This is a genomic window from Amycolatopsis speibonae, assembly GCF_042647925.1.
Classification (GTDB): Bacteria; Actinomycetota; Actinomycetes; order Mycobacteriales; family Pseudonocardiaceae; genus Amycolatopsis; species Amycolatopsis speibonae.
Map to the genome: position 1 here is coordinate 134,830 of NZ_JBHRWK010000002.1, position 19,125 is coordinate 153,954.

The 19,125-nt window shown below is 69.4% G+C and carries 16 protein-coding genes, 1 pseudogene and 1 riboswitch; of the genes and pseudogenes, 10 read left to right on the top strand and 7 right to left on the bottom strand.

Going from position 1 to position 19,125, the window contains the following annotated elements:
- Positions 1–85: 85 nt before the first annotated feature.
- Positions 86–1,543: a GTPase ObgE gene (gene obgE / locus ACFOSH_RS00720; RefSeq protein WP_378236590.1), complete on the top strand. Its 1,458-nt coding sequence runs from the start codon at positions 86–88 to the stop codon at positions 1,541–1,543.
- Positions 1,540–2,649, top strand: coding sequence for a glutamate 5-kinase (gene proB, locus ACFOSH_RS00725; protein ID WP_378236591.1), 1,110 nt, complete (start codon positions 1,540–1,542; stop codon positions 2,647–2,649). The genes obgE and proB overlap by 4 nt, the downstream gene beginning before the upstream one ends.
- Before the next feature lie 154 nt (positions 2,650–2,803).
- Here proB and ACFOSH_RS00730 read toward each other — a convergent pair whose 3' ends face one another.
- The 3 genes from ACFOSH_RS00730 to ACFOSH_RS00740 all read right to left on the bottom strand — a co-directional run bounded on the left by ACFOSH_RS00730 (position 2,804) and on the right by ACFOSH_RS00740 (position 4,807).
- Positions 2,804–3,586: a hypothetical protein gene (locus ACFOSH_RS00730; protein WP_378236592.1), complete on the bottom strand. Its 783-nt coding sequence runs from the start codon at positions 3,584–3,586 to the stop codon at positions 2,804–2,806.
- A 2-nt stretch (positions 3,587–3,588) separates the two neighbouring features.
- A complete protein-coding gene (locus ACFOSH_RS00735) occupies positions 3,589–4,080 on the bottom strand; it encodes a SigE family RNA polymerase sigma factor (protein WP_378236593.1) in 492 nt (163 codons plus the stop codon).
- Positions 4,081–4,171: 91 nt separating this feature from the next.
- On the bottom strand, positions 4,172–4,807 hold the full coding sequence (locus ACFOSH_RS00740; RefSeq protein WP_378236594.1) for a TetR/AcrR family transcriptional regulator: 636 nt from the start codon (positions 4,805–4,807) through the stop codon (positions 4,172–4,174).
- Positions 4,808–4,896: 89 nt separating this feature from the next.
- Between ACFOSH_RS00740 and ACFOSH_RS00745 the strand changes: the two genes are divergently transcribed.
- On the top strand, positions 4,897–6,171 hold the full coding sequence (locus tag ACFOSH_RS00745; RefSeq protein WP_378236595.1) for an FAD-dependent oxidoreductase: 1,275 nt from the start codon (positions 4,897–4,899) through the stop codon (positions 6,169–6,171).
- Here ACFOSH_RS00745 and argS read toward each other — a convergent pair.
- The 3 genes and pseudogenes from argS to ACFOSH_RS00760 form a co-directional block, all read right to left on the bottom strand.
- Positions 6,166–7,454 (bottom strand): annotated as a pseudogene (gene argS / locus ACFOSH_RS00750) (arginine--tRNA ligase domain-containing protein); the annotation flags it as partial. The gene ACFOSH_RS00745 and the pseudogene argS sit on opposite strands and share 6 nt — an antisense overlap.
- An 18-nt stretch (positions 7,455–7,472) precedes the next feature.
- Positions 7,473–8,759, bottom strand: a complete 1,287-nt coding sequence (locus ACFOSH_RS00755; protein ID WP_378236596.1) for an MFS transporter — start codon at positions 8,757–8,759, stop codon at positions 7,473–7,475.
- 87 nt (positions 8,760–8,846) lie between these two features.
- The gene (locus ACFOSH_RS00760; RefSeq protein ID WP_378236597.1) at positions 8,847–10,952 is read right to left on the bottom strand and encodes a RecQ family ATP-dependent DNA helicase; all 2,106 of its coding nucleotides are present in this window, start codon (positions 10,950–10,952) and stop codon (positions 8,847–8,849) included.
- Positions 10,953–11,113: 161 nt separating this feature from the next.
- Between ACFOSH_RS00760 and nadD the strand changes: the two genes are divergently transcribed.
- The 7 genes from nadD to ACFOSH_RS00795 all read left to right on the top strand — a co-directional run bounded on the left by nadD (position 11,114) and on the right by ACFOSH_RS00795 (position 17,641).
- Positions 11,114–11,713 (top strand): nicotinate-nucleotide adenylyltransferase, encoded by a 600-nt coding sequence (gene nadD, locus ACFOSH_RS00765; protein WP_378236598.1) that lies wholly within the window; start codon positions 11,114–11,116, stop codon positions 11,711–11,713.
- Positions 11,714–11,768: 55 nt separating this feature from the next.
- Positions 11,769–12,173: a ribosome silencing factor gene (gene rsfS / locus ACFOSH_RS00770; protein WP_378236599.1), complete on the top strand. Its 405-nt coding sequence runs from the start codon at positions 11,769–11,771 to the stop codon at positions 12,171–12,173.
- Entirely contained in the window at positions 12,170–12,784 is a 615-nt protein-coding gene (locus ACFOSH_RS00775) for a histidine phosphatase family protein (RefSeq protein ID WP_378236600.1), read from the top strand. The genes rsfS and ACFOSH_RS00775 overlap by 4 nt, the downstream gene beginning before the upstream one ends.
- Before the next feature lie 3 nt (positions 12,785–12,787).
- The gene (octT, locus tag ACFOSH_RS00780) at positions 12,788–13,516 is read left to right on the top strand and encodes a diglucosylglycerate octanoyltransferase (protein WP_378236601.1); all 729 of its coding nucleotides are present in this window, start codon (positions 12,788–12,790) and stop codon (positions 13,514–13,516) included.
- A 10-nt stretch (positions 13,517–13,526) separates the two neighbouring features.
- Positions 13,527–14,372 (top strand): DegV family protein, encoded by an 846-nt coding sequence (locus ACFOSH_RS00785; protein ID WP_378236602.1) that lies wholly within the window; start codon positions 13,527–13,529, stop codon positions 14,370–14,372.
- A 144-nt stretch (positions 14,373–14,516) separates the two neighbouring features.
- The gene (locus tag ACFOSH_RS00790) at positions 14,517–15,239 is read left to right on the top strand and encodes a helix-hairpin-helix domain-containing protein (protein ID WP_378236603.1); all 723 of its coding nucleotides are present in this window, start codon (positions 14,517–14,519) and stop codon (positions 15,237–15,239) included.
- Entirely contained in the window at positions 15,236–17,641 is a 2,406-nt protein-coding gene (locus ACFOSH_RS00795; protein WP_378236604.1) for a ComEC/Rec2 family competence protein, read from the top strand. Before ACFOSH_RS00790 ends, ACFOSH_RS00795 begins: the two co-directional genes overlap by 4 nt.
- Positions 17,642–17,658: 17 nt before the next feature.
- On the opposite strand, the gene thrC is transcribed toward ACFOSH_RS00795, so the two are convergent.
- Positions 17,659–18,924 carry a threonine synthase gene (gene thrC, locus ACFOSH_RS00800; protein ID WP_378236605.1) on the bottom strand — a complete coding sequence of 422 codons (1,266 nt, stop codon included), beginning with the start codon at positions 18,922–18,924 and terminating at the stop codon, positions 17,659–17,661.
- 12 nt (positions 18,925–18,936) lie between these two features.
- Positions 18,937–19,069, bottom strand: a riboswitch (SAM riboswitch).
- Between the last annotated feature and the right edge of the window lie 56 nt (positions 19,070–19,125).

Consider the following 19,125-nt stretch of genomic DNA (forward strand, 5'->3'; position numbering starts at 1 on the left):
CTCTGACGAGGGGTGGGCCGGAATATCCGGGCCCACCCCTCGTTTGTTTTGTATATCCCTTCTCGCGAGTGAATAGAGGCAAGTCATGGCGTCCCGTTTCGTGGACCGCGCGGTGATCCATCTGACCGCCGGTGACGGTGGGAACGGCTGCGCCTCGGTGCACCGCGAGAAGTTCAAGCCGCTCGGCGGCCCGGACGGCGGCAACGGTGGCAACGGCGGCGACGTCCTGCTGATCGTCGACCCGAACGTGCACACCTTGCTCGACTTCCACTTCCGTCCGCACGCCCGCGCCGGCAGCGGCAAGATGGGCCAGGGCGGCAACCGCGCCGGAGCGGCGGGCGACACGCTGGAGATGCGCGTCCCGTCCGGCACCGTGGTGATGACCGAGGACGGCGAGATCCTGGCCGACCTGGTCGGCTCCGGCGCCACCTTCGTCGCCGCGCAGGGCGGACGTGGGGGCCTCGGCAACGCGTCCCTGGCCTCCAGCACGCGCAAGGCCCCTGGGTTCGCGCTGCTGGGCGAGCCGGGGGAGAGCCGGAACCTCGTCCTGGAGCTGCGTTCGGTCGCCGACGTCGGCCTGCTGGGCTTCCCGTCCGCGGGCAAGTCTTCGCTGATCTCGGTGCTGTCCGCGGCCAAGCCGAAGATCGCCGACTACCCGTTCACCACCCTGGTGCCGAACCTGGGCGTGATCACCGCCGGATCGACCGTGTTCACCATGGCCGACGTGCCGGGCCTGATCCCGGGTGCGAGCGAGGGCAAGGGCCTCGGCCTGGACTTCCTGCGCCACATCGAGCGGTGCGCGGTGCTGGTGCACGTCATCGACTGCGCGACCTTCGAGCCAGGGCGCGACCCACTGTCCGATATGGACGCCCTCGAAGAAGAGCTGGCTCGCTACACCCCGAGCCTCGGCGGCGACCTCGCCGACCGGCCGCGGGTGGTGGTGCTCAACAAGATCGACGTCCCGGACGCCGCCGAACTCGCCGAGTTCGTCCGCCCGGAACTGGAAGCCCGCGGGCTCAGTGTGTTCGAGATCTCCACGGCGTCCCGCCAGGGGCTGAAGGAACTGACCTACGCGCTCGCCGCCGTGGTCGAGAAGTACCGCGCCGAGCAGCCGGAACCGGAGCCGGAGAAGGTCGTGCTGCGGCCGATGGCCGTCAACGACGCGGGCTTCACCGTCGAAATCGACCCGGAGGAGGAAGGCGCCTTCATCGTGCGCGGTGTCCGCCCCGAGCGGTGGATCCGGCAGACGACCTTCGGCAACGACGAGGCCGTCGGCTACCTCGCGGACCGGTTGCAGCGGCTCGGCGTCGAAGAAGCGCTGGCCCGCAAGGGCGCCGTACCGGGGAGCCCGGTCACCATCGGCGACGTCCAGTTCGAATGGGAGCCGTCGACCCCGGCCGGGGTCGCGGTGCACATGTCGGGCCGTGGCACGGACGTGCGGCTGGAGAACAACAGCCGGATCGGTGCCACTGAGCGCAAGGAAGCCCGCCGGATCCGCCGTGACGGCCCGGACGGCGTCGAAGACGAATCGGACGACGAGTGAGCCCGACCCGGGCGGCGATCGCCGACGCGAAACGCGTGGTCGTCAAGGTCGGTTCGTCCGCGCTGACGACCGCCGGCGACGGTCTCGACGTGGCCAGGCTGGACGCGCTGGTGGACGCGATCGCCGACCGGGTCTCCCGCGGCGCGCAGATCGTGCTGGTGTCCTCGGGTGCGATCGGCGCGGGACTCGCGCCGCTCTCGCTCGGCAAGAGGCCTCGTGACCTCGCCACCCAGCAGGCCGCGGCCAGTGTCGGCCAGCTCGCGCTGGCCCACGCCTACGCCGAGTCGTTCGGCCGGTTTTCCCTGACGGTGGGCCAGGTCCTGCTGACGTCGGACGACGTCGTGCGCCGTGCGCACTACCGCAACGCGCAGAACACGTTCACCCGGCTGCTGGCCCTCGGCGCGGTCCCCGTGGTCAACGAGAACGACACCGTGGCCACCGAAGAGATCCGCTTCGGCGACAACGACAGGCTGGCCGCCCTGGTGGCTCACCTGATCGGCGCCGACGCGCTCGTCCTGCTGTCCGATGTGGACGGTCTGTACGACGGGGATCCCCGTGACGGCGCGACCCGCAAGATCGCCGAGGTCGCCGGGGAGTCCGATGTGGACGGGATCACTGTCGGCATGTCGAGCTCGGGGCTCGGCACCGGTGGCATGGTCTCGAAGCTCGCCGCGGCCCGCACCGCCGCCGGCGCCGGGATCCCGGTCCTGCTCGCCGCCGCTTCCGAGGCCGCACGCGCCCTCACCACCGCCGAGGTCGGCACCGCGTTTGCCGCCGCCGACTCCCGCCTTTCGGCCCGCCGGTTCTGGCTGGGCTACGCCGCGGGCGCGTCCGGGAAACTGCACCTCGACGACGGCGCGGTCGCGGCCGTCGTCCGCCGTCGCCGCTCCCTGCTCGCCGCCGGGATCACCGGTGTCGACGGGGACTTCCAGGCCGGCGACGTCGTCGACCTGGTCGACCTCCGGCAGCGGACCGTGGCGCGGGGCGTCGTGGCCTTCGACTCGGGTGAACTGCCCGACCTCGTCGGGCGCTCCAGCCACGACCTTCCCGCCGAACAGCGGCGCGAGGTCGTCCACGCGGACGACCTCGTCCCCCTTCGCCGCTGAATGTCAAGCTTTTCCTTCGGGGGAGCGGGGGACCTTTGCTATCGCCGTTCACAGCATCTGGTGTGCAGTTGGCGACAGCAGGGCCAGATGTGGTGGCGAAATCAACCTGGGTTGACGCATGACGTGACCGGTCACGCGGTTTCGGGTGTGCTGGTCACGGGGTCAGGCCGTCGGTCAGCGCCATGTCGCGGACCTCGGCCTCGGTCACCGGGGGCGCCGGACTGTCCACGGGGTCGTTGAGCCCGTCGCCCTTGGTCAGGACGCCGCTGTTGTTCGCGGCGACGATGAGGATGTACTTCGGCGTGGTGAGAGTCGCCGCGTGGAGGACCAGGCCTTTGTCGTTGCGATAGGTGACCTCCGTCAGCAGCCCTCGGGGGTACTGGTGCGCCGAGCACTTCTCCGGTTTGGGCGTGCTTTCGTCTTTGCAGTCATACGCCATGGTTCCGGGGAACGGCAGTAGCTTCACGTACACCGACCCCGCGCCGTGCTCGTCGCTCACGCGCACGCCCATGTGGTAGATGAATCGACCGCTGCCCTGGTCTTCGATCGGATCGGCGATCAGCAGGAAGGGATCCGCGGGCGGGATCTCGCCGGGAATCGTGAGCCTCTCGATCCGTTTGCCGGGGGCGATCCGTGACCGCACGGCCGCGCTGACCACGCAGCTCAAGCGGAGTTTCGTCTGCTCCGGAGTCTCGACGGCAGACTTCGGCTTACACGTGGACCCCACGACGTCGCTGACCGGCACAGGAGTGGCGATCGCGTAGGTCGCTCCGATCGCCGCCACCACGGCCAGCGCTGCCCCCGCGACGGCCGTCGTGAGGCGTCGCCGTCGCGACCGCCGGCCGGCGGCGAGCACCGCTTCTCCGGTGAGTCCGATCGGAGGTTCGGCTTCGAGCACATAGGTGTTCAGTGCGGAGCGGACCTCGAGGTCATCCATGGTCACTCCTTGGTCGTAGGGGAGGGCAGGACGGCGCGCAGGGCTGCGATCCCACGAGCCGTCTGGCTTTTGACGGTGCCTTCGGCGACGCCGAGCAACTTGGCCACCTCGGTGACCGGAAGGTCTTCGAGGAAACGGAGCACGACCATCGCGCGCTGGCGAGGGGCCAGGTCGCCGAGTACCCGATCGAGGTCGATCCGGTCGTCGCTGTCGTGGCCCTGCCTCACGGGGCGTTCCGGCGGCTCCGCGGTCACTCGCTCACGGCCGCGTTTCCGCCGTCCGGTAAGAAAGGCGTTCACCAGGATTCGGCGCGCGTAGGCGTCGACCGTGTCCGGGCGGACACGCCGCCAGTGCCGATACAGCTGGACGAACATGCCTTGCACCAGGTCTTCGGCGCTGTGCCAGTCTCCGGACATCGCGAAGGCGAGCCTCCGGAAGCGCTGCACGCGCGCGGCGAAGTACTCGCTGAAATCGACGTCTCTTGGTGTGCCCACTCGGTGCCTCCCCTGGGGTCTTGCCCCTACTAGGGCGTGAGAGGCGCCGGAGGTTCAAGCGATTCCCGAATTTTGCGAGACGGGATCCTTGTCATCGCTTCCCGGGATCGGCGAGGTGGCCGACGAGCCGCGACAGCTGTTCGCCATAGGCCTCGGCGAATTCGGCCGAGTTCGGGTCCTGGCCCGAGACGGCCCGGACGACGCGGGGGAATGCCAGCGCGGCACTGGACGCGGCCATGAAGATCACCAGCAGGAACGCCGGATCGAGGTCGGCGGGGAAGTCGCCCGCGGCCTGGCGGGCCCGGACGTACTCCACCTGGCGCTGGAGGAATCCGCGCTGGCCATCGACGCCGATCGCGTCGGGGGCGCCGTCGGTCAGGTTCTCCCAGAGGAACAGTTTGGCGAGATCGTGGTCCCGGATCCCGGACTGGACGAAGAACCGGACCACCTCCGCGAACGGTGTCGAGTCGTCGGAGGCCGCGACGTAGTCGTCGTACATCGTCGCGGTCAGCGCGTTGTAGAGCCCTTCCTTGCCGCCGAAGTAGTACGAGATCAGCTGCTTGTTCACGCCCGCCCTCGCGGCGATCTCGCTGACGCGTGCCGCGGCGTAGCCCTTCGCGCCGAACTCGGCCTTCGCCGCCTCCAAGAGCTGTGCCTTGGTGCGCTCGGGATCGCGCTGGCGTTCGACGGGAGCGCGGCGAGGACTGCGCGGGACGGCTTCGGGCATGGGGGTCACCTTAGTCGCTGACTCTTTCAAACGTTTGGTTGACTTTATTATCCATATGGTTGATAGTTGCGGCGGAGAGAGGAGATCGCATGACCACGAGAATCGCGATCATCGGCGGCGGAACGGGTGGGCTCTGCTTGGCGCAAGGGCTGCGCAAGGCGGGGATCGACGTATCCGTCCACGAACGCAGCCGCACCCGGACCGAGCGGCTGCAGGGCTATCGCGTGCACATCAACCCGCACGGCTCGGCCGCCCTGCACGAATGCCTGCCACCCGAACTCTGGGAACGGTTCTTGTCGACCACCGGCGCCACGGGCGGTCCGTTCACCTTCGTGACCGAGCGGTTGAAGGATCTGATGGTGATCGACAGTGAACTCACGTCGAGCCCCGATCCCGCGTCGAGCCACCACTCGGTCAGCCGGATCAGCCTGCACCAGGTGCTGTCCGACGGGCTCGACGGAGTTCTGCGCCACGGCAAGGAGTTCGTCGGCTACCGCCGCGAGGGCGAGGTGGTCATCTGCGAGTTCGCCGACGGCAGCACCGTCGAGGCCGACCTGGTCATCGGCGCGGACGGGGCCAACTCCCGGGTGCGCAAACAGTTCCTGCCCGAAGCCGAGCGGGTGGACACCGGGATCATCGCGATCGCGGGCAAGCATCCGCTGGCCGAAGAGACCCGCAAACGCTTGCCCGCCAGGCTCACCGACGGTCCGAGCATGGCGATGCCGCGGACCGGGGCGGGGCTGTTCAGTGCGCCGCATGAGCTGAAGGGCACCCCGTCGGTCAACGACGAGACCGCCGACCACGACCCCGTCCTGTTCGACAACACCTCGAGTTACGTCATGTGGGCTTTCGCCGCGGACAACCGGCGCTACCCGGATGACTTGTCCTCATTGGACGGTGAATCCCTGAGGACGCTGGTGCTGGAATTGATCGATGGCTGGGCTCCCGCGTTCAAGGAACTGGTCGCCGGCTCGCCCGCGGGGTCGGTGTCCCGGCTGCCGATCTTCACCTCGAAGCCCGTCAAGCCGTGGCCGACGAGCAACATCACCCTGCTCGGTGACGCGATCCACAGCATGACACCGTTCCGCGGCGTCGGCGCGAACACCGCGCTCCGGGACGCGCGACTGTTGTGCCGCAACCTCGTCGCGGCACGCGAGACCGGCGCGACGCACACCGCGATCGCCGCCTACGAGCAGCGGATGCGGGACTACGGCTTCGCGGCTGTGCGCGACTCGGAGCGCAGCGCCCGCCAGTTCGTGTCGGAAAACCGCGCGGGCCGCACGATGGCGCGGGGGATGTTCCGCTTCTTCCAGGCCGTTCCCCCGTTGAAGCGCAAGGTCTTCAGCGACCACGGCGACTCATAGCCGGGCCGGAGTGGAGATGCCCAGCAGGGACAGCCCCAGCGTCAGCGTCTTCGCGGTGAGTTCGGCCAGCAGCAGGCGTGAGGCGCGGACGCCGGGTCTTTCCGCGTCCAGCACCGGGCACTGTTCGTAGAACCGTGAGAACACGACAGCGGTCTCGTAGAGATAAGTGCACAGCTTGTGGGGGAGATGTCCGGCGGTCGCCGCGCCGACAGCCTCGGGGAAGCGCGCCAGGGCACGTAATCACGCTCGCGATCGCCGGAAAGGTCGGCGTACTTGATCGCGCCGATCCCGATCGCCTTGGCGACCTCTTCCCTGACCTCGGGGGAGAGGCCGCCCCGGCCGTCGATCACTTCGGCGGCATGGGAAACCGCCTCGGTGAGCAGGTCGGAAAGACGGACCGACGCACCCGCCCGGGTCTTCATGGCATGGCCGTCTTCGCCGAGCACAGAGCCGAACCCGATGTGCTCGGCCCGGTGTTCCTCGCGGAGCCAGCAGACGGCGAACACCATCGCGAAGTGCTGCGCTTGCGGCGCTCCGACGACGTAGAGCAGATCGGTGACCCCGCGTTGTCCCGTCCAGTACCGCAGGGTCGCGAGATCGGTGGCCGCGTAGCCGTAACCGCCGTCCCGTTTCCGCACGATGAGCGGCAGCGGCTCGCCTTCCCGGTTACGGAAACCGTCAGGGAAGACGCAGACCGCGCCGTCGCTGATCTCGGTCAACCCGGCGGCGGTCAGATCGTCCACGACCGCGGCGAGGAACGGGTCGTAGAAGCTCTCGCCGTAGACGTCTTCACTCGACAGGCCGATCCCGAGAAGCTCGTAGACCTGAGTGAAATGCCGTGTCGACTCGTCCACCAGATGCCGCCACAACGACAACGTCTCCGCGTCGCCGCCTTGAAGGAGCACCACACGTTCCCGCGACCGGGTCGCGATGTCCCCGCCGGTTTCGAACTTCGACCGGGCGGCCTGATAGAAGCCGTTGAGATCCCCGATCGTGTAAGGACCCGACGGGTGTTCGTCGAGCAGATGCTCGATCAGCATGCCGAACGGAGTACCCCAATCGCCGAGATGGTTGTGGGGGACGACGTCGTGCCCGGCGAACCGCAGCAGCCGCGTGATCGCGTCACCGATGACGGTGGACCGGAGATGCCCGGCGTGCATTTCCTTCGCCACGTTCGGGCTGCTGTAGTCGATGGCGATCCGCCGCGGCCGCGGTGTCGCCGAACAACACGGTGTCCCTCCTTCGCGCTCGTCGTAGGAGCGCGAGGGTAGCCACCTCGTCTGTCGTCGGCGACGGAGTTTTCAGCGCAGGTCGCTGCCCTTGGTCTCCGGCAGGGTCCGGATGACGAAGAACGCGATCGCCGCTCCGACTGCCACATACCAGAAGAACAACGTCGACAAGCCGGCGTCGGACAACGCGGTGAGCACCAGGGGAGCGGTACCGCCGAACAGCGCGACGGTCAGGTTGTACCAGGCGCCGATGCCCAGACCGCGCAGTTCGGTGGGGAACAGCTCGCTCATGATCGCGGGTGCGATCGACGTCATCGCCGTGTACAGGCAGAGCCCGACGCAGAACACGACCAGCAGCCCCGGCAGTCCTGGACGGACCAAAGTGGACAGCGGGACGATGAGGATCGCGGTCGCCGCCGACCAGACGAGCAGCTGTGGCTTGCGGCCGAAGCGGTCCGACAAGGCGCCCATCGGGTATTGAAGCGCGACGAACAACGCCGTCGCGATCGACAACGCGAGGAACACATCGACGTCGTCGGCCTTGCGGGTCTTGACCGCGAACGAGGTCAGGGCGCTGAAGAACGTGTAGTAGCAGAGGGTCGACAGCATCGAGAAGCCGACGAGCTGCACGACAGCACGCGGGTGCTCACGAAGAGTGGTTCGCAGCGGCCGCTCGACCCGGCGCGCGGTCGACTTCTTCTCCTCGAAGATCTCGGTCTCGGCGAGACTGCGCCGCAGCCACAGGCCGATGATGCCGAGAACACCGCCGAGCAGGAACGGGATCCGCCAGCCGTACGCCGTCAAGTCCGCTTTGGACATCGTCCGCGCGAGCACGAAACCGAGGACCGAGGCGATGAGGACAGCTGAACCGGTCGAGATGTAGAAGAAGGCGGAGTACCGCCCGCGACGGGAGGGTGGCGCGATCTCACCCAAGTACGCCGAAGCGTTGGAGACCTCGCCGCCGAGCGACAGCCCCTGTGCCACCCTCGCCAGCAGCAACAGGATCGGGGCCAGCCAGCCGACCTGGTCGAACGTCGGCAGGAGACCGATGGCCACCGAACCGCCCGCCATCAGCACGATGGTCAGGATCATCGCCGGCTTCCGGCCCCTGACGTCGGCGAAGCGGCCGAGCAGCATCCCTCCGAGCGGCCGGAAGAAGAACGCCAGCGCGTACGTGGCGAAGGTGTTGATCATCGCCAGCGCGTCGTTGCCCTTCGGGAAGAACTCGCTGGCGAAGTAGATGCTGAAGGTCGCGTAGATGGTCCAGTCGAACCACTCCAGAGCGTTCCCGACACTGGCGGCGAACAGTTTCTTCACCGGGAGCCGGTGCCCGAGCCGCTCCGTCGTTGAGTCCGCCATCGGCACCTCCGTACTCGCACGTGGACGGAACCTTGCCAGAAAGTCCGCAAGCGGGAAAGAACCTGTCGGATACCGGGACGAGGCGACTCAGGAGGTGCTGGCCAGAGCGAACGGCAAGACGGCACGAGCCCCGGCCTGGCGCAGCAGGCGTGCGGCCAGGGTCACCGTCCACCCGGTGTCGATCAGATCGTCGACCAGCAGGATGGGGCCTTCGGCCGCGGCGACCTTGGCGGCGAGGTCCTCGGGAAGGCTGAGTCGCTTCCACAGATCGGCCAGCCGTTGCGCGCTGTTCGCCTGACGCGGCGGCGGCCCCGCGGAGGCGATGGTGCCCAGATATTCCAGGCGTCCGATCGAGGCCAGCTTCGTCGCCAGACTGTGGACCAGCTGGGGCCTCGTGGCGGACGGCACTTCCACCACCGCGACCGGCCGCTCCGTCCATTGCCAGCCCTTGAGTACCTCGATACAGGCTTGGAAGACCGCATCGGGGAGTTCCGTGTCCGCCGCGGACGGACCGACGAGTTCACGCAGCCGCGTGCCCCAGCCGACGTCGGTCACCCGGCCGACGACCTGACCGGTCTCGGCCTGCTCGCCCGCCGGTAGCCGCCCGGACAGCGGGACGTCCAGGCCGGCCATCCCCGTCGGCCACATCTTCCGCGGCGCGACTTCGACCCCGGGACGGCGCAGCCGTTGCCTGGTGGCATCGACGACGTCGTCGGAAATCGCGGTGTCCCACCGCTTTCCGGTGCAGTTGTCGCACCGTCCGCAGGGGGTCGCTTCGGGATCGTCCAGCTGCTTCCGCAGGTACTCCATCCGGCAGCCGGTGGTTTCGAGGTACGCGAGCATGGCGTTCTGTTCGTTGGTCCGCGCCGCGCTCACGCGCGCATAGCGCTCCTTGTCGTAGCGCCACTCTTCGCCGGTGCCTTCCCAGCCGCCCTTCACCCGGCGGACGGCGCTGTCGACGTCCAGCACCTTGAGGACCATCTCCAGCCGGGACCGGGACAGCTCGACGAACGGTTCGAGCGCGGGAGTCGACAGTGGACGGTCCGCGTACGCCAGCGCGTTGAGCACCTGGGTCACCCGCAGCTCGTCCGGGAACGCCAGCGAGCCGAAATACGCCCAGATGTCTTTGTCCTCGTGGCCCGGCAACAAGATCACTTCGGCGCGATCGACGCCACGTCCGGCACGGCCGACCTGCTGGTAGTACGCGATCGGGGACGACGGGGCACCGAGGTGGACGACGAAGCCCAGGTCCGGCTTGTCGAACCCCATGCCCAGCGCCGAAGTGGCCACCAGCGCCTTGACGTTGTTGTTCAGCAGATCGTCTTCGGCCGCCTGCCTGTCCGCCGGGTCGGTCTTCCCGGTGTACGCGGCGACCGGATAGCCACGCTCGGTCAGCAGGCCCGCCACGTCGTGCGCGGCCGCGACGGTGAGCGTGTAGATGATCCCGGATCCGGGCAGCTCCTCCAGGTGCTCGGCCAGCCACGCGAGCCTGGCCTGCGACGTCGGCAGCTTGGCCACCGACAAATGGAGACTCTCGCGGTCGAGGGTGCCGCGCAGGACGAGGGTGCCACCCCCGTTGCCGATGCCGAGTTGCTCGGCGACGTCGGTGGCCACGCGGTCGTTCGCGGTCGCGGTGGTGGCGAGCACGGGAACGCCTTCGGGCAGATCCTTCAGCAGTGTCCGCAGCCGCCGGTAGTCCGGCCGGAAGTCGTGGCCCCAGTCCGAGATGCAGTGCGCCTCGTCGACCACGAGCAGGCCGGCGCTCGCGGTCAGCTTCGGCAGGACGGTGTCACGGAAGTCCGGGTTGTTCAGCCGCTCCGGACTGACCAGGAGGACGTCGACCTCGCCCGCCGCGATCGCGGCCTGCACGTGGTCCCACTCCTGCTGGTTCGCGGAGTTCATCGTCACCGCGCGGATACCCGCTCGCGCCGCCGCGGAGATCTGGTTGCGCATCAGCGCGAGCAGCGGCGAAATGATCACAGTCGGGCCGTTGCCACGCTCTCGCAGCAGCGCGGTGGCCAGGAAGTACACCGCCGACTTGCCCCAGCCGGTGCGCTGCACGACGAGCGCTCGACGGCTGTGCGCGACCAGTGCCTCGATCGCCGTCCACTGGTCCTCGCGCAGCCGGGCGCCTTCGCCCGCCAAAGACTGGAGGAGGGTCTCGGCGCGGTCCCGGAGAGTCGATGTGTCCACGCCCCCACCTCTACCCCATGCCACCGACGAAGTCGCGATCGGCATGTCGTGAACGGACCGTTCATCCATGGAACGGACTGTAATGTGATCCAGATCACCACTGATCGGTGGGTTCGGCGACCCGCGCGTGAAGCCACCTGCGGTGTATAGGCTCACGACCCATGTCACCACGCAGGATCGGGGTCATGGGCGGCACGTTCGACCCCATTCACCACGGGCACCTCGTCGCGGCCAGTGAGGTCCAGTCGCGGTTCGCGCTCGACGAGGTCATCTTCGTGCCCACCGGCCAGCCGTGGCAGAAGTCGGACAGGGTGGTCACCCGCGCCGAGGACCGCTACCTGATGACGGTGATCGCGACGGCGTCCAACCCCGTGTTCTCGGTCAGCCGGGTCGACATCGACCGCGTCGGGCAGACCTACACCGTCGACACCCTGCGCGACCTGCGCGCGGAGTACCCGGACGATCAGTTGTTCTTCATCACCGGCGCGGACGCGCTCGAACAGATCCTCACCTGGCGCAACGCCGACGAGCTGTTCGACCTGGCGCATTTCATCGGCGTCACCAGGCCCGGTTACCGGCTCAATTCGCAGCATCTGCCGAGTGGGAAGGTGAGCCTGGTCGAGGTGACCGCGATGGCGATCTCGTCCACCGCCTGCCGCGAGCGGGTCGAAGGCGGGGAACCCGTCTGGTACCTCGTCCCCGACGGTGTGGTGCGCTACATCGCCAAAAAGGACCTCTATCGCAAAGACCCGGGTGCCTGACCGGGTACCCTCGTCGGGCGCACCCGCGAGTAAAGCAATCTGTTTGAGGAGAACTGTGACAGCCACGTCCGAGGCACGAGAGCTGGCCGTAGCGGCCGCCCATGCGGCGGCGGACAAGAAGGCGAGCGACGTGGTCGTGCTGGACGTGTCCGACCAGCTGGTCATCACCGACGCCTTCGTGATCGCGTCCGCGCCCAACGAGCGACTGGTCGGCGCGATCGTCGACAACGTCGAGGAGCAGCTGCGGATCGGCGGGCACAAGCCCGTCCGCCGTGAAGGCGCCCGTGAAGGCCGCTGGGTCCTGCTGGACTACGTCGACGTCGTCATCCACGTCCAGCACCAGGAGGAACGCTCCTTCTACGGTCTCGAGCGGCTCTGGAAGGACTGCCCGCGGATCGAGGTCGAAGGGTTGGAGACACCTGCCGAGGAGGACCCCGCCGACGCGCAAGGCGCCTCGTGAGTCCGCGGCGGCTGGTGCTCTGGCGCCACGGCGAGACCGACTACAACGCGGCGGGCCGGATGCAAGGGCATCTGGACTCCGCGTTGACGCCGGTCGGCTGGAACCAGGCCAGGTTCGCCGTCCCCGCGCTCGCCAGGTTCTCCCCGGATCTGGTGATCGCCTCGGATCTGCGCCGGGCGACCGACACGGCCACCGTGCTCACGGAGGCTCTCGGCGTCCCGCTGCGGATCGACAAGCGTCTCCGGGAAACCCATCTGGGTGAATGGCAGGGCTTCACCGGTCAGCAGGTCGACGAGGCCTACCCCGGTGAACGCGCGCGCTGGCGAGTCGACGCGACCTGGGCGCCGCCCGGCGGCGAGTCGCGGGTGGACGTCGCCGAACGTGCGATGGAGGTCGTCGCGGACCTGGACCAGCCCAATGCCGACGCCGGCGATGCCGTACTGCTGGCGACGCACGGCGGTCTGATCATCGCGCTGACCGCGAAACTGCTCGGCCTGCCGGTCGCGTTGTGGCCGACTCTGGGCGGGATCGTCAACTGCCATTGGGTCGAGCTGACCCGGCGGGACGGGAATTGGCGTCTGGCCGCCTACAACGCGGGAATCACCGGCTGATCCATGGCCCCGCGCCTGCTGGTGTTCGGCGATTCCCTCAGTTTCCACGGCCCGGACGGACCGCTCGCCGCCGACGACGCGCGCCTGTGGCCCAACATCGCCGCCGAGGCGCTCGGTGGCGGCGGTGTGGACCTCGTCGCCGGGTTCGGCTGGACCGCCCGGGACGCCTGGTGGTCGTTGATCGGTGACCCGCGTGTCTGGGCCGATCTCCACCACGCCGACGCCGTCGTGCTGGCCGTCGGAAGCATGGACACACTGCCTTCGCCGCTGCCCACCTACCTGCGCACGGGTCTGCGTTACCTGCGTCCCGACCCGCTGCGGCGGGTGGTGCGCAAGGCATATCTCGCCGCTCAGCCGCGGCTCGCGATCGCTCTTCGAGGACGTCCGGTGGTCTTGCCTTCGAAGCTGACCGTCCAGTACCTCGACACCGCCGTCGGGGCCTTGCGCGTGCTGCGACCGGAACTGCCGATCTTCGGCATCCTGCCGTCCGTCCACCGGTCCGACGCCTACGGCCGCGTCCACACCGCCCGGGCCGGTGCCGTCGCCGCCATCGCCGGATGGGGACGGCGCGTGGACGTCCCGCTGCTGGATCTCGGAGCCGTCGTCGGCGACCACGTGCTGAGCGGCCGCGGCAATCCGGACGGGATGCACTGGGGCTGGGAAGGACATGCCTCCGTTGGCGCCGAAATGGCCCGCCTGATGGCCCCGGTGCTGCGCCCCGCGGCAACGTAGGCTGGCTGCCGTGCCGGTCGCCGTTGTCACGGATTCCACCGCCCACCTGCCGGAAGGCTTCGCCGAACGGAACGGGATCCGGGTGGTCCCGTTGCACGTCCTCGTCGACGGCGTCGTGTTTCTCGACGGCGTCGAAATGGGTCCTGCGGCCCTGGCCGAAGCACTCGGCAAACGCAGCCTGGTGACGACGTCCCGGCCGACACCCGCCGAATTCGTCAAGGAGTTCCGGGCGGCGCTGGCCGAGGGCGCGGACGCCGTCGTGTCGGTCCATCTGTCCCGCGAGTTGTCCGGGACCTGGGAAGCGGCGGTGCTCGCGGCCCAGGAGGTCGGTCCGGACAAGGTGCGCGTGGTCGATTCCCGCAGCACCGCGATGGGACTGGGCTTCGCCGCCCTCCGAGCGGCGAGTGCCGCCGCGGACGGGGCCGATCCGGCCGAGGTGGAGGCCGCGGCGGTCGACGCGGTGAGCCGTTCGGAAACCTTGTTCGCCGTCGAGACCCTCGAATATCTGCGCCGCGGCGGCCGGATCGGCCCGGCGGCCGCCCTGCTCGGCACGGCGCTCGCGGTGAAGCCGGTGCTCCACATGTCCGAAGGCAGGATCCAGCCGCTGGAGAAGGTGCGGACGATGAACCGCGCGGTGGCGCGGCTGGTCGAGCTCGCCGTGAAAGCGGCCGAAGGCGGGCTCGCCCACATCGCCGTCCATCACTTGGCCTCGCCGGAGCGCGCCGTCGAGCTGGCCAACCGGCTGGAGGAGTCCATCAGCTGCCCGGAGGGGTGCGTGGTCTCGGAGATCGGCGCCGTCATCGGGGCCCACACCGGTCCCGGCGTGCTCGGCGTCGTGATCCAGCGGGCGGGTTAGAAACCGGCCAGCGTCCCATACGACCCCGACGGAAACCGGCGATCCGGTCTCGGCAGGGGCCGGGTTGTCCACAACACCCCACTTGTCCACAACTTCGGGAATCACCACTGCCGCCCGCCGCCCCCGCTCCGTAGCGTCGTTCACGTGTTCGACCAAACCGCCCGGTCATCGGGTCCCTCCGTCAACGCCAGGCTGGCGTGGCTGGCCGCGCAGCTGTCGCCACCCACCCAGGGCCCGCCCGTGGGCAGGCTCGTGCGCCGCTGGGTGCCAGCCCGGTTCACGGCGGACGGGATTCCGGTGAACCGGCGGTGGCTCGCCGTGGTGGCCGTGCTGATCGCGGTGGCCGTGATCGTGACCGGCGCGGTCGCTTTGTTCGGACACCGGCCAGGGGCGGAGACCCCACCGCCCCTGCCGTCGGCGAAGGCCGCCGGAGACGCCCCCGCCGCGGCGGTCAAGGCGCCTCTGGTGATCAGCGTCGTCGGCCGGGTGCTCAAACCCGGCCTGGTCACCGTCCCTCCGGGCGCACGGGTCGCCGATGCCCTCACGGCGGCCGGTGGGGCACCGTCCGGAACGGATCTGACCGGGCTGAACCTGGCCCGGCGGCTCACCGACGGCGAGCAGGTGGCCGTCGGCGTCCCCGGTCCGGCCGCGGCCGGACCGGGGACACCAGTGGGGAAGCTCGACCTGAACACGGCCACGGCCGAACAACTCGACACCCTGCCCGGGGTCGGTGAGGTGATGGCCAAACGCATCGCCGGCTGGCGGTCCGAGCACGGCGGGTTCACCACGGTCGAGCAACTCCGTGACGTAGAAGGGATCGGCGAATCCAAACTGAAAAAACTCCGGGAATTGGTGTCCGTCGGATGAACCCGTCCGCCGATCCGTCCGAAGTGGACACCACGTCGTGGCGAGGTCAGGACCTGCGGTTGTTACCGGCCGCGGCGACGGCCTGGCTCGGCACTCTTTCCGGGCTGCTCGGCGGCTGGTGGATCACGATGCTCTGCGGTGCGGCCGCCGTGGTGCTCGCGATCATCGCCGGTGTCCGTGCCCGCCGGACGGCGTCCCGGTGGGTGGCGGGCCTGGGCGCGCTCGCGGTCCTCGGTGTGCTCACCGCCGGTCCGGTGGCGTTGCGGATCCGGGCCGCCGAGCATGACGACCTCCGTGCCGCCGCCTCACGGGGGAGCGACGCCACCGCGAGGGTGGTGGTCACCGAGCGGCCACGTCCGGTCCGTGGTGCCGGATACGCCGATCGCCGGGCAGGCACCCGCCTGGTGGTCATCGCCGCGACGGTGGACACCGTGGTGGCGGCGGAGCGGGTGGTGGATTCGGCCGGCCGGATCCTCCTGCTCGCTCCCGCCGAGGGGTGGGTTGACCTGCTGCCCGGGCAGCAGGTCACCGCCTCCGGGCGGCTCGCACCGGCGAAGGGGGCCGAACTGACGGTCGCGGTGCTCTCGGTGCGAGGCCCGCCGTCGGCCCTGTCGCCGGCGCCCTGGTGGCAGCGGGCCGCGGAATCGCTACGCACCGGCCTCCGGGGCCTGTGCGCGGTCCTCCCGGAGGAGCAGGCCGGTCTTGTGCCCGGACTGGTCGTGGGGGACACGAGCACGCTGTCCCCGAGGGTCGAGCGCGAGTTCACGGACTCCGGCATGTCCCACCTGATGGCCGTGAGCGGTGGGAACGTGGCGATCGTCTGCGGCTCGATCCTGCTCCTGTTGAAAGTGCTCCGGGTCGGGCCGCGGACCTCCGCCGCCGCGGCCGCCGCGGGGCTCGCCGGGTTCGTGGTCCTCGCCGGACCCGCGCCCAGCGTGCTCCGCGCCGGGGTGATGGGGGCGGTCGGGTTGCTGGCGCTGGCCCTGGGACGCCGGGGTTCGGCGCTGCCCGCGCTGGCGTTCGCGGTGTCGGCGCTCGTCGTGGCCGACCCCGCGATGGCCGCCGACTTCGGGTTCGCCCTTTCGGTACTGGCGACGGCGGGGCTCGTGCTGCTGGCCCCGCGGTGGGCCGAGTGGCTGGTCGGACGCGGTGTCCCGGCCGGCTACGCCGAGGGGCTGGCCATCCCGCTGGCCGCGTTCGTGATGACCGCGCCGGTCATCGCGGGCATGGCGGGATCGGTCAGCCTCGTTTCGGTGGTGACCAACGTGCTCGTCGCGCCGGTGGTCGCCCCGGCCACCGTGTTCGGCGTGCTCGCCACCGTCGTCGGACCGTGGTGGCCGTCGGCGGGCAGGCTGCTGGTCCGCTTGACCGAACCCGAGGCGAGCTGGCTCATCATCGTGGCCCGCCACGGTGCCCGGGCGCCGGGAGCGGTCGTGGACTGGCCGGACGGCTGGTGGGGTGGCCTCTTGGTGGCAGGGCTGCTCGTCGTGGTTCTCGTCGCCTTCCGGCTGCGTCACGCCAGGATCCTGCTGGCGGTCGCGTTGGCGGGTGGACTGCTCGTCTTCGTGCCGGTGCGGGTGCTGGCCCCGGCGTGGCCGCCGGCGTCGTGGAGCGCGGTCGCCTGCGACGTCGGACAGGGCGATGCCGTCGTTCTGGCCACGGGTGAGCCGGGGAGGGCGGTCCTGGTCGACACCGGGCCGGAACCGGGACCGGTCGACGAATGCCTGAGCAGGCTCGGTGTGGACCGGGTTCCGCTGATCGTGCTGAGCCATCTGCACGCCGACCACATCGGCGGTCTCGAATCCGTCTTCGAGGGCCGGTCGGTCGGGGCGGTCGCCGTCGGCCCTGGCAGGGCTCCCGCGTGGGCGTGGCAGCAGGTCGCGGACGAGACCGCGCGTCGCGGGATTCCCTTGCTGGAACTGGGGATCGGGCAGCGGCTGGACTGGCCGGGGCTGTCACTGGACGTACTGGGGCCGCGTTATGTCACCCGGCGCTCGGTTCGCGAACAGGACGGCACGGTGATCAACAACGGGTCGGTCGTCCTGCGCGCCGTGACCCCGGCGGGCCGGTTGCTGCTGACCGGCGACGTCGAACTCGCCGCGCAGGCCGATCTGATGGCCGAGGGCGCCGATCTGCGTGCCGACATCTTGAAGGTCCCGCATCACGGAAGTCGCTACACGGCACCGGATTTCCTCAACGCCGTCGCGCCACAGGTCGCGCTGGTGAGCGTCGGTGCCGGAAACCCCTACGGTCATCCGAACAAGTCCACTTTGGATAGTTTGACGGCCGTCGGTGCTTCCGTCGCCAGGACGGACACGGACGGCGACACCGCTGTCGTCGCCGACGCGCGGGGCCTTGCGCTGGTGCGCCGGGGTGAGCCCCGCGGCCCGCCTCGTTCTTGAGGCGGGCCGGCGGGAACTCAGATGCCGAGAGCCTCGCGGACCGCGTCGGCCGAGGCGCCGACCGTGGCCTTCGGGCCGACCTTGTCCTCGATGGCGTCGAGGGTCTTGAGGCCGTCACCGGTGATGAGGAGCACGATCTCCTCGTCCGGGTTGAGCTTGCCGGTCTCGATGAGCTTCTTGGCCGTCGCGACCGTGACCCCGCCTGCGGTCTCGGTGAAGATGCCCTCGGTGCGGGCGAGCAGCCGGATACCCTCGACGACCTCTTCGTCGGTGACGTCTTCGATCGCGCCGCCGGTGCGATTGACCACGTCGAGGACGTAGGGGCCGTCGGCCGGGTTGCCGATCGCCAGCGACCGGGCGATCGTGTCCGGCTTGACCGGCTGGACGACGTCGTGACCCGCGCGGAAGGCAGCCGAGACGGGGGAGCAGCCGGTGGCCTGCGCGCCGAACACCTTGTACGGCGTTTCGTCGACGAGGCCGAGCTGCCCGAACTCGCGGAAACCCTTGTCCACCTTGGTGAGCTGGGAACCGGAGGCGATCGGCACCACGATCTGCGGGGGAATCCGCCAGCCGAGCTGTTCGGCGACCTCGAAGGCCAGGGTCTTGGAACCTTCGGAGTAGTAGGGCCGGACGTTCACGTTGACGAACGCCCAGCTTTCCTGCTCGGCCGCGAGCTGGGTGGCGAGCCGGTTCACGTCGTCGTAGTTGCCGTCGACCGCGATCAGGTCGCCGTCGTACACGGCGGTGGTGAGGATCTTGGCGCGCTCGAGGGTCTTCGGGATCAGCACGACCGACCGCCAGCCGGCGCGGGCGGCCGCGGCGGCGACCGCGTTGGCCAGGTTGCCGGTCGACGGACAAGCGAGCACGTCGAACCCGAACTCGCGCGCGGCCGCCAGCGCGACGGCGACCACGCGGTCCTTGAACGAGTGGGTGGGATTGCCGGTGTCGTCCTTGACCCAGACCTTCTTGACACCCAACGCTTTCGCGAGCCTGTCGGCCTGGACGAGCCGGGTGGCGCCGGGCTCGGTGTTGGGGATTTCTTCGACGTTCGAGGGAACGGGAAGGAGTTTCTTGTAGCGCCAGATGTTCTTCGGCCCGGCTTCGATGTCCTCACGGCGCACGCGGCCGAAGTCGTAGGCGACTTCGAGCGGCGAGAAGTCTTCGGCGGAAACGAATTCGGGGGCGAGCGGCTGCCGGTGTCCCTCTTCCTTCGACACCAGTTCGACGGCCGGTCCGAGATCCGGGGTCTTGGTGGTGGAGGTCGTGCCGAGGGTTGCGGTCATCGCGAGGTCCTTTCCTCATCTGCCCCGCCGTGGCGGGCCGGAATTGGCACCGTGTTCGTCAGCTATCCCGCGATCGCGGAATGACAGGCTGACGCCGGTTGCCGGGGCTTCATCGGGCCGTTCCCTCTGCCCCTCTGGATGAGCGGTATTCGATTGTCGGCACGCGCATGATCGCGTCGCCTCGCCAACACCGTACGACAT

Excerpts from the sequence above, each read along its gene's own strand:
- nadD (WP_378236598.1), top strand. The coding sequence starts at position 11,114 with ATGTCACCACGCAGGATCGGGGTCATGGGCGGCACGTTCGACCCCATT.
- ACFOSH_RS00745 (WP_378236595.1), top strand. The coding sequence starts at position 4,897 with ATGACCACGAGAATCGCGATCATCGGCGGCGGAACGGGTGGGCTCTGC.
- thrC (WP_378236605.1), bottom strand. The coding sequence starts at position 18,924 with ATGACCGCAACCCTCGGCACGACCTCCACCACCAAGACCCCGGATCTC.
- ACFOSH_RS00795 (WP_378236604.1), top strand. The coding sequence starts at position 15,236 with ATGAACCCGTCCGCCGATCCGTCCGAAGTGGACACCACGTCGTGGCGA.
- ACFOSH_RS00730 (WP_378236592.1), bottom strand. The coding sequence starts at position 3,586 with ATGGATGACCTCGAGGTCCGCTCCGCACTGAACACCTATGTGCTCGAA.
- ACFOSH_RS00755 (WP_378236596.1), bottom strand. The coding sequence starts at position 8,759 with ATGGCGGACTCAACGACGGAGCGGCTCGGGCACCGGCTCCCGGTGAAG.
- octT (WP_378236601.1), top strand. The coding sequence starts at position 12,788 with ATGGCCCCGCGCCTGCTGGTGTTCGGCGATTCCCTCAGTTTCCACGGC.
- ACFOSH_RS00740 (WP_378236594.1), bottom strand. The coding sequence starts at position 4,807 with ATGCCCGAAGCCGTCCCGCGCAGTCCTCGCCGCGCTCCCGTCGAACGC.
- obgE (WP_378236590.1), top strand. The coding sequence starts at position 86 with ATGGCGTCCCGTTTCGTGGACCGCGCGGTGATCCATCTGACCGCCGGT.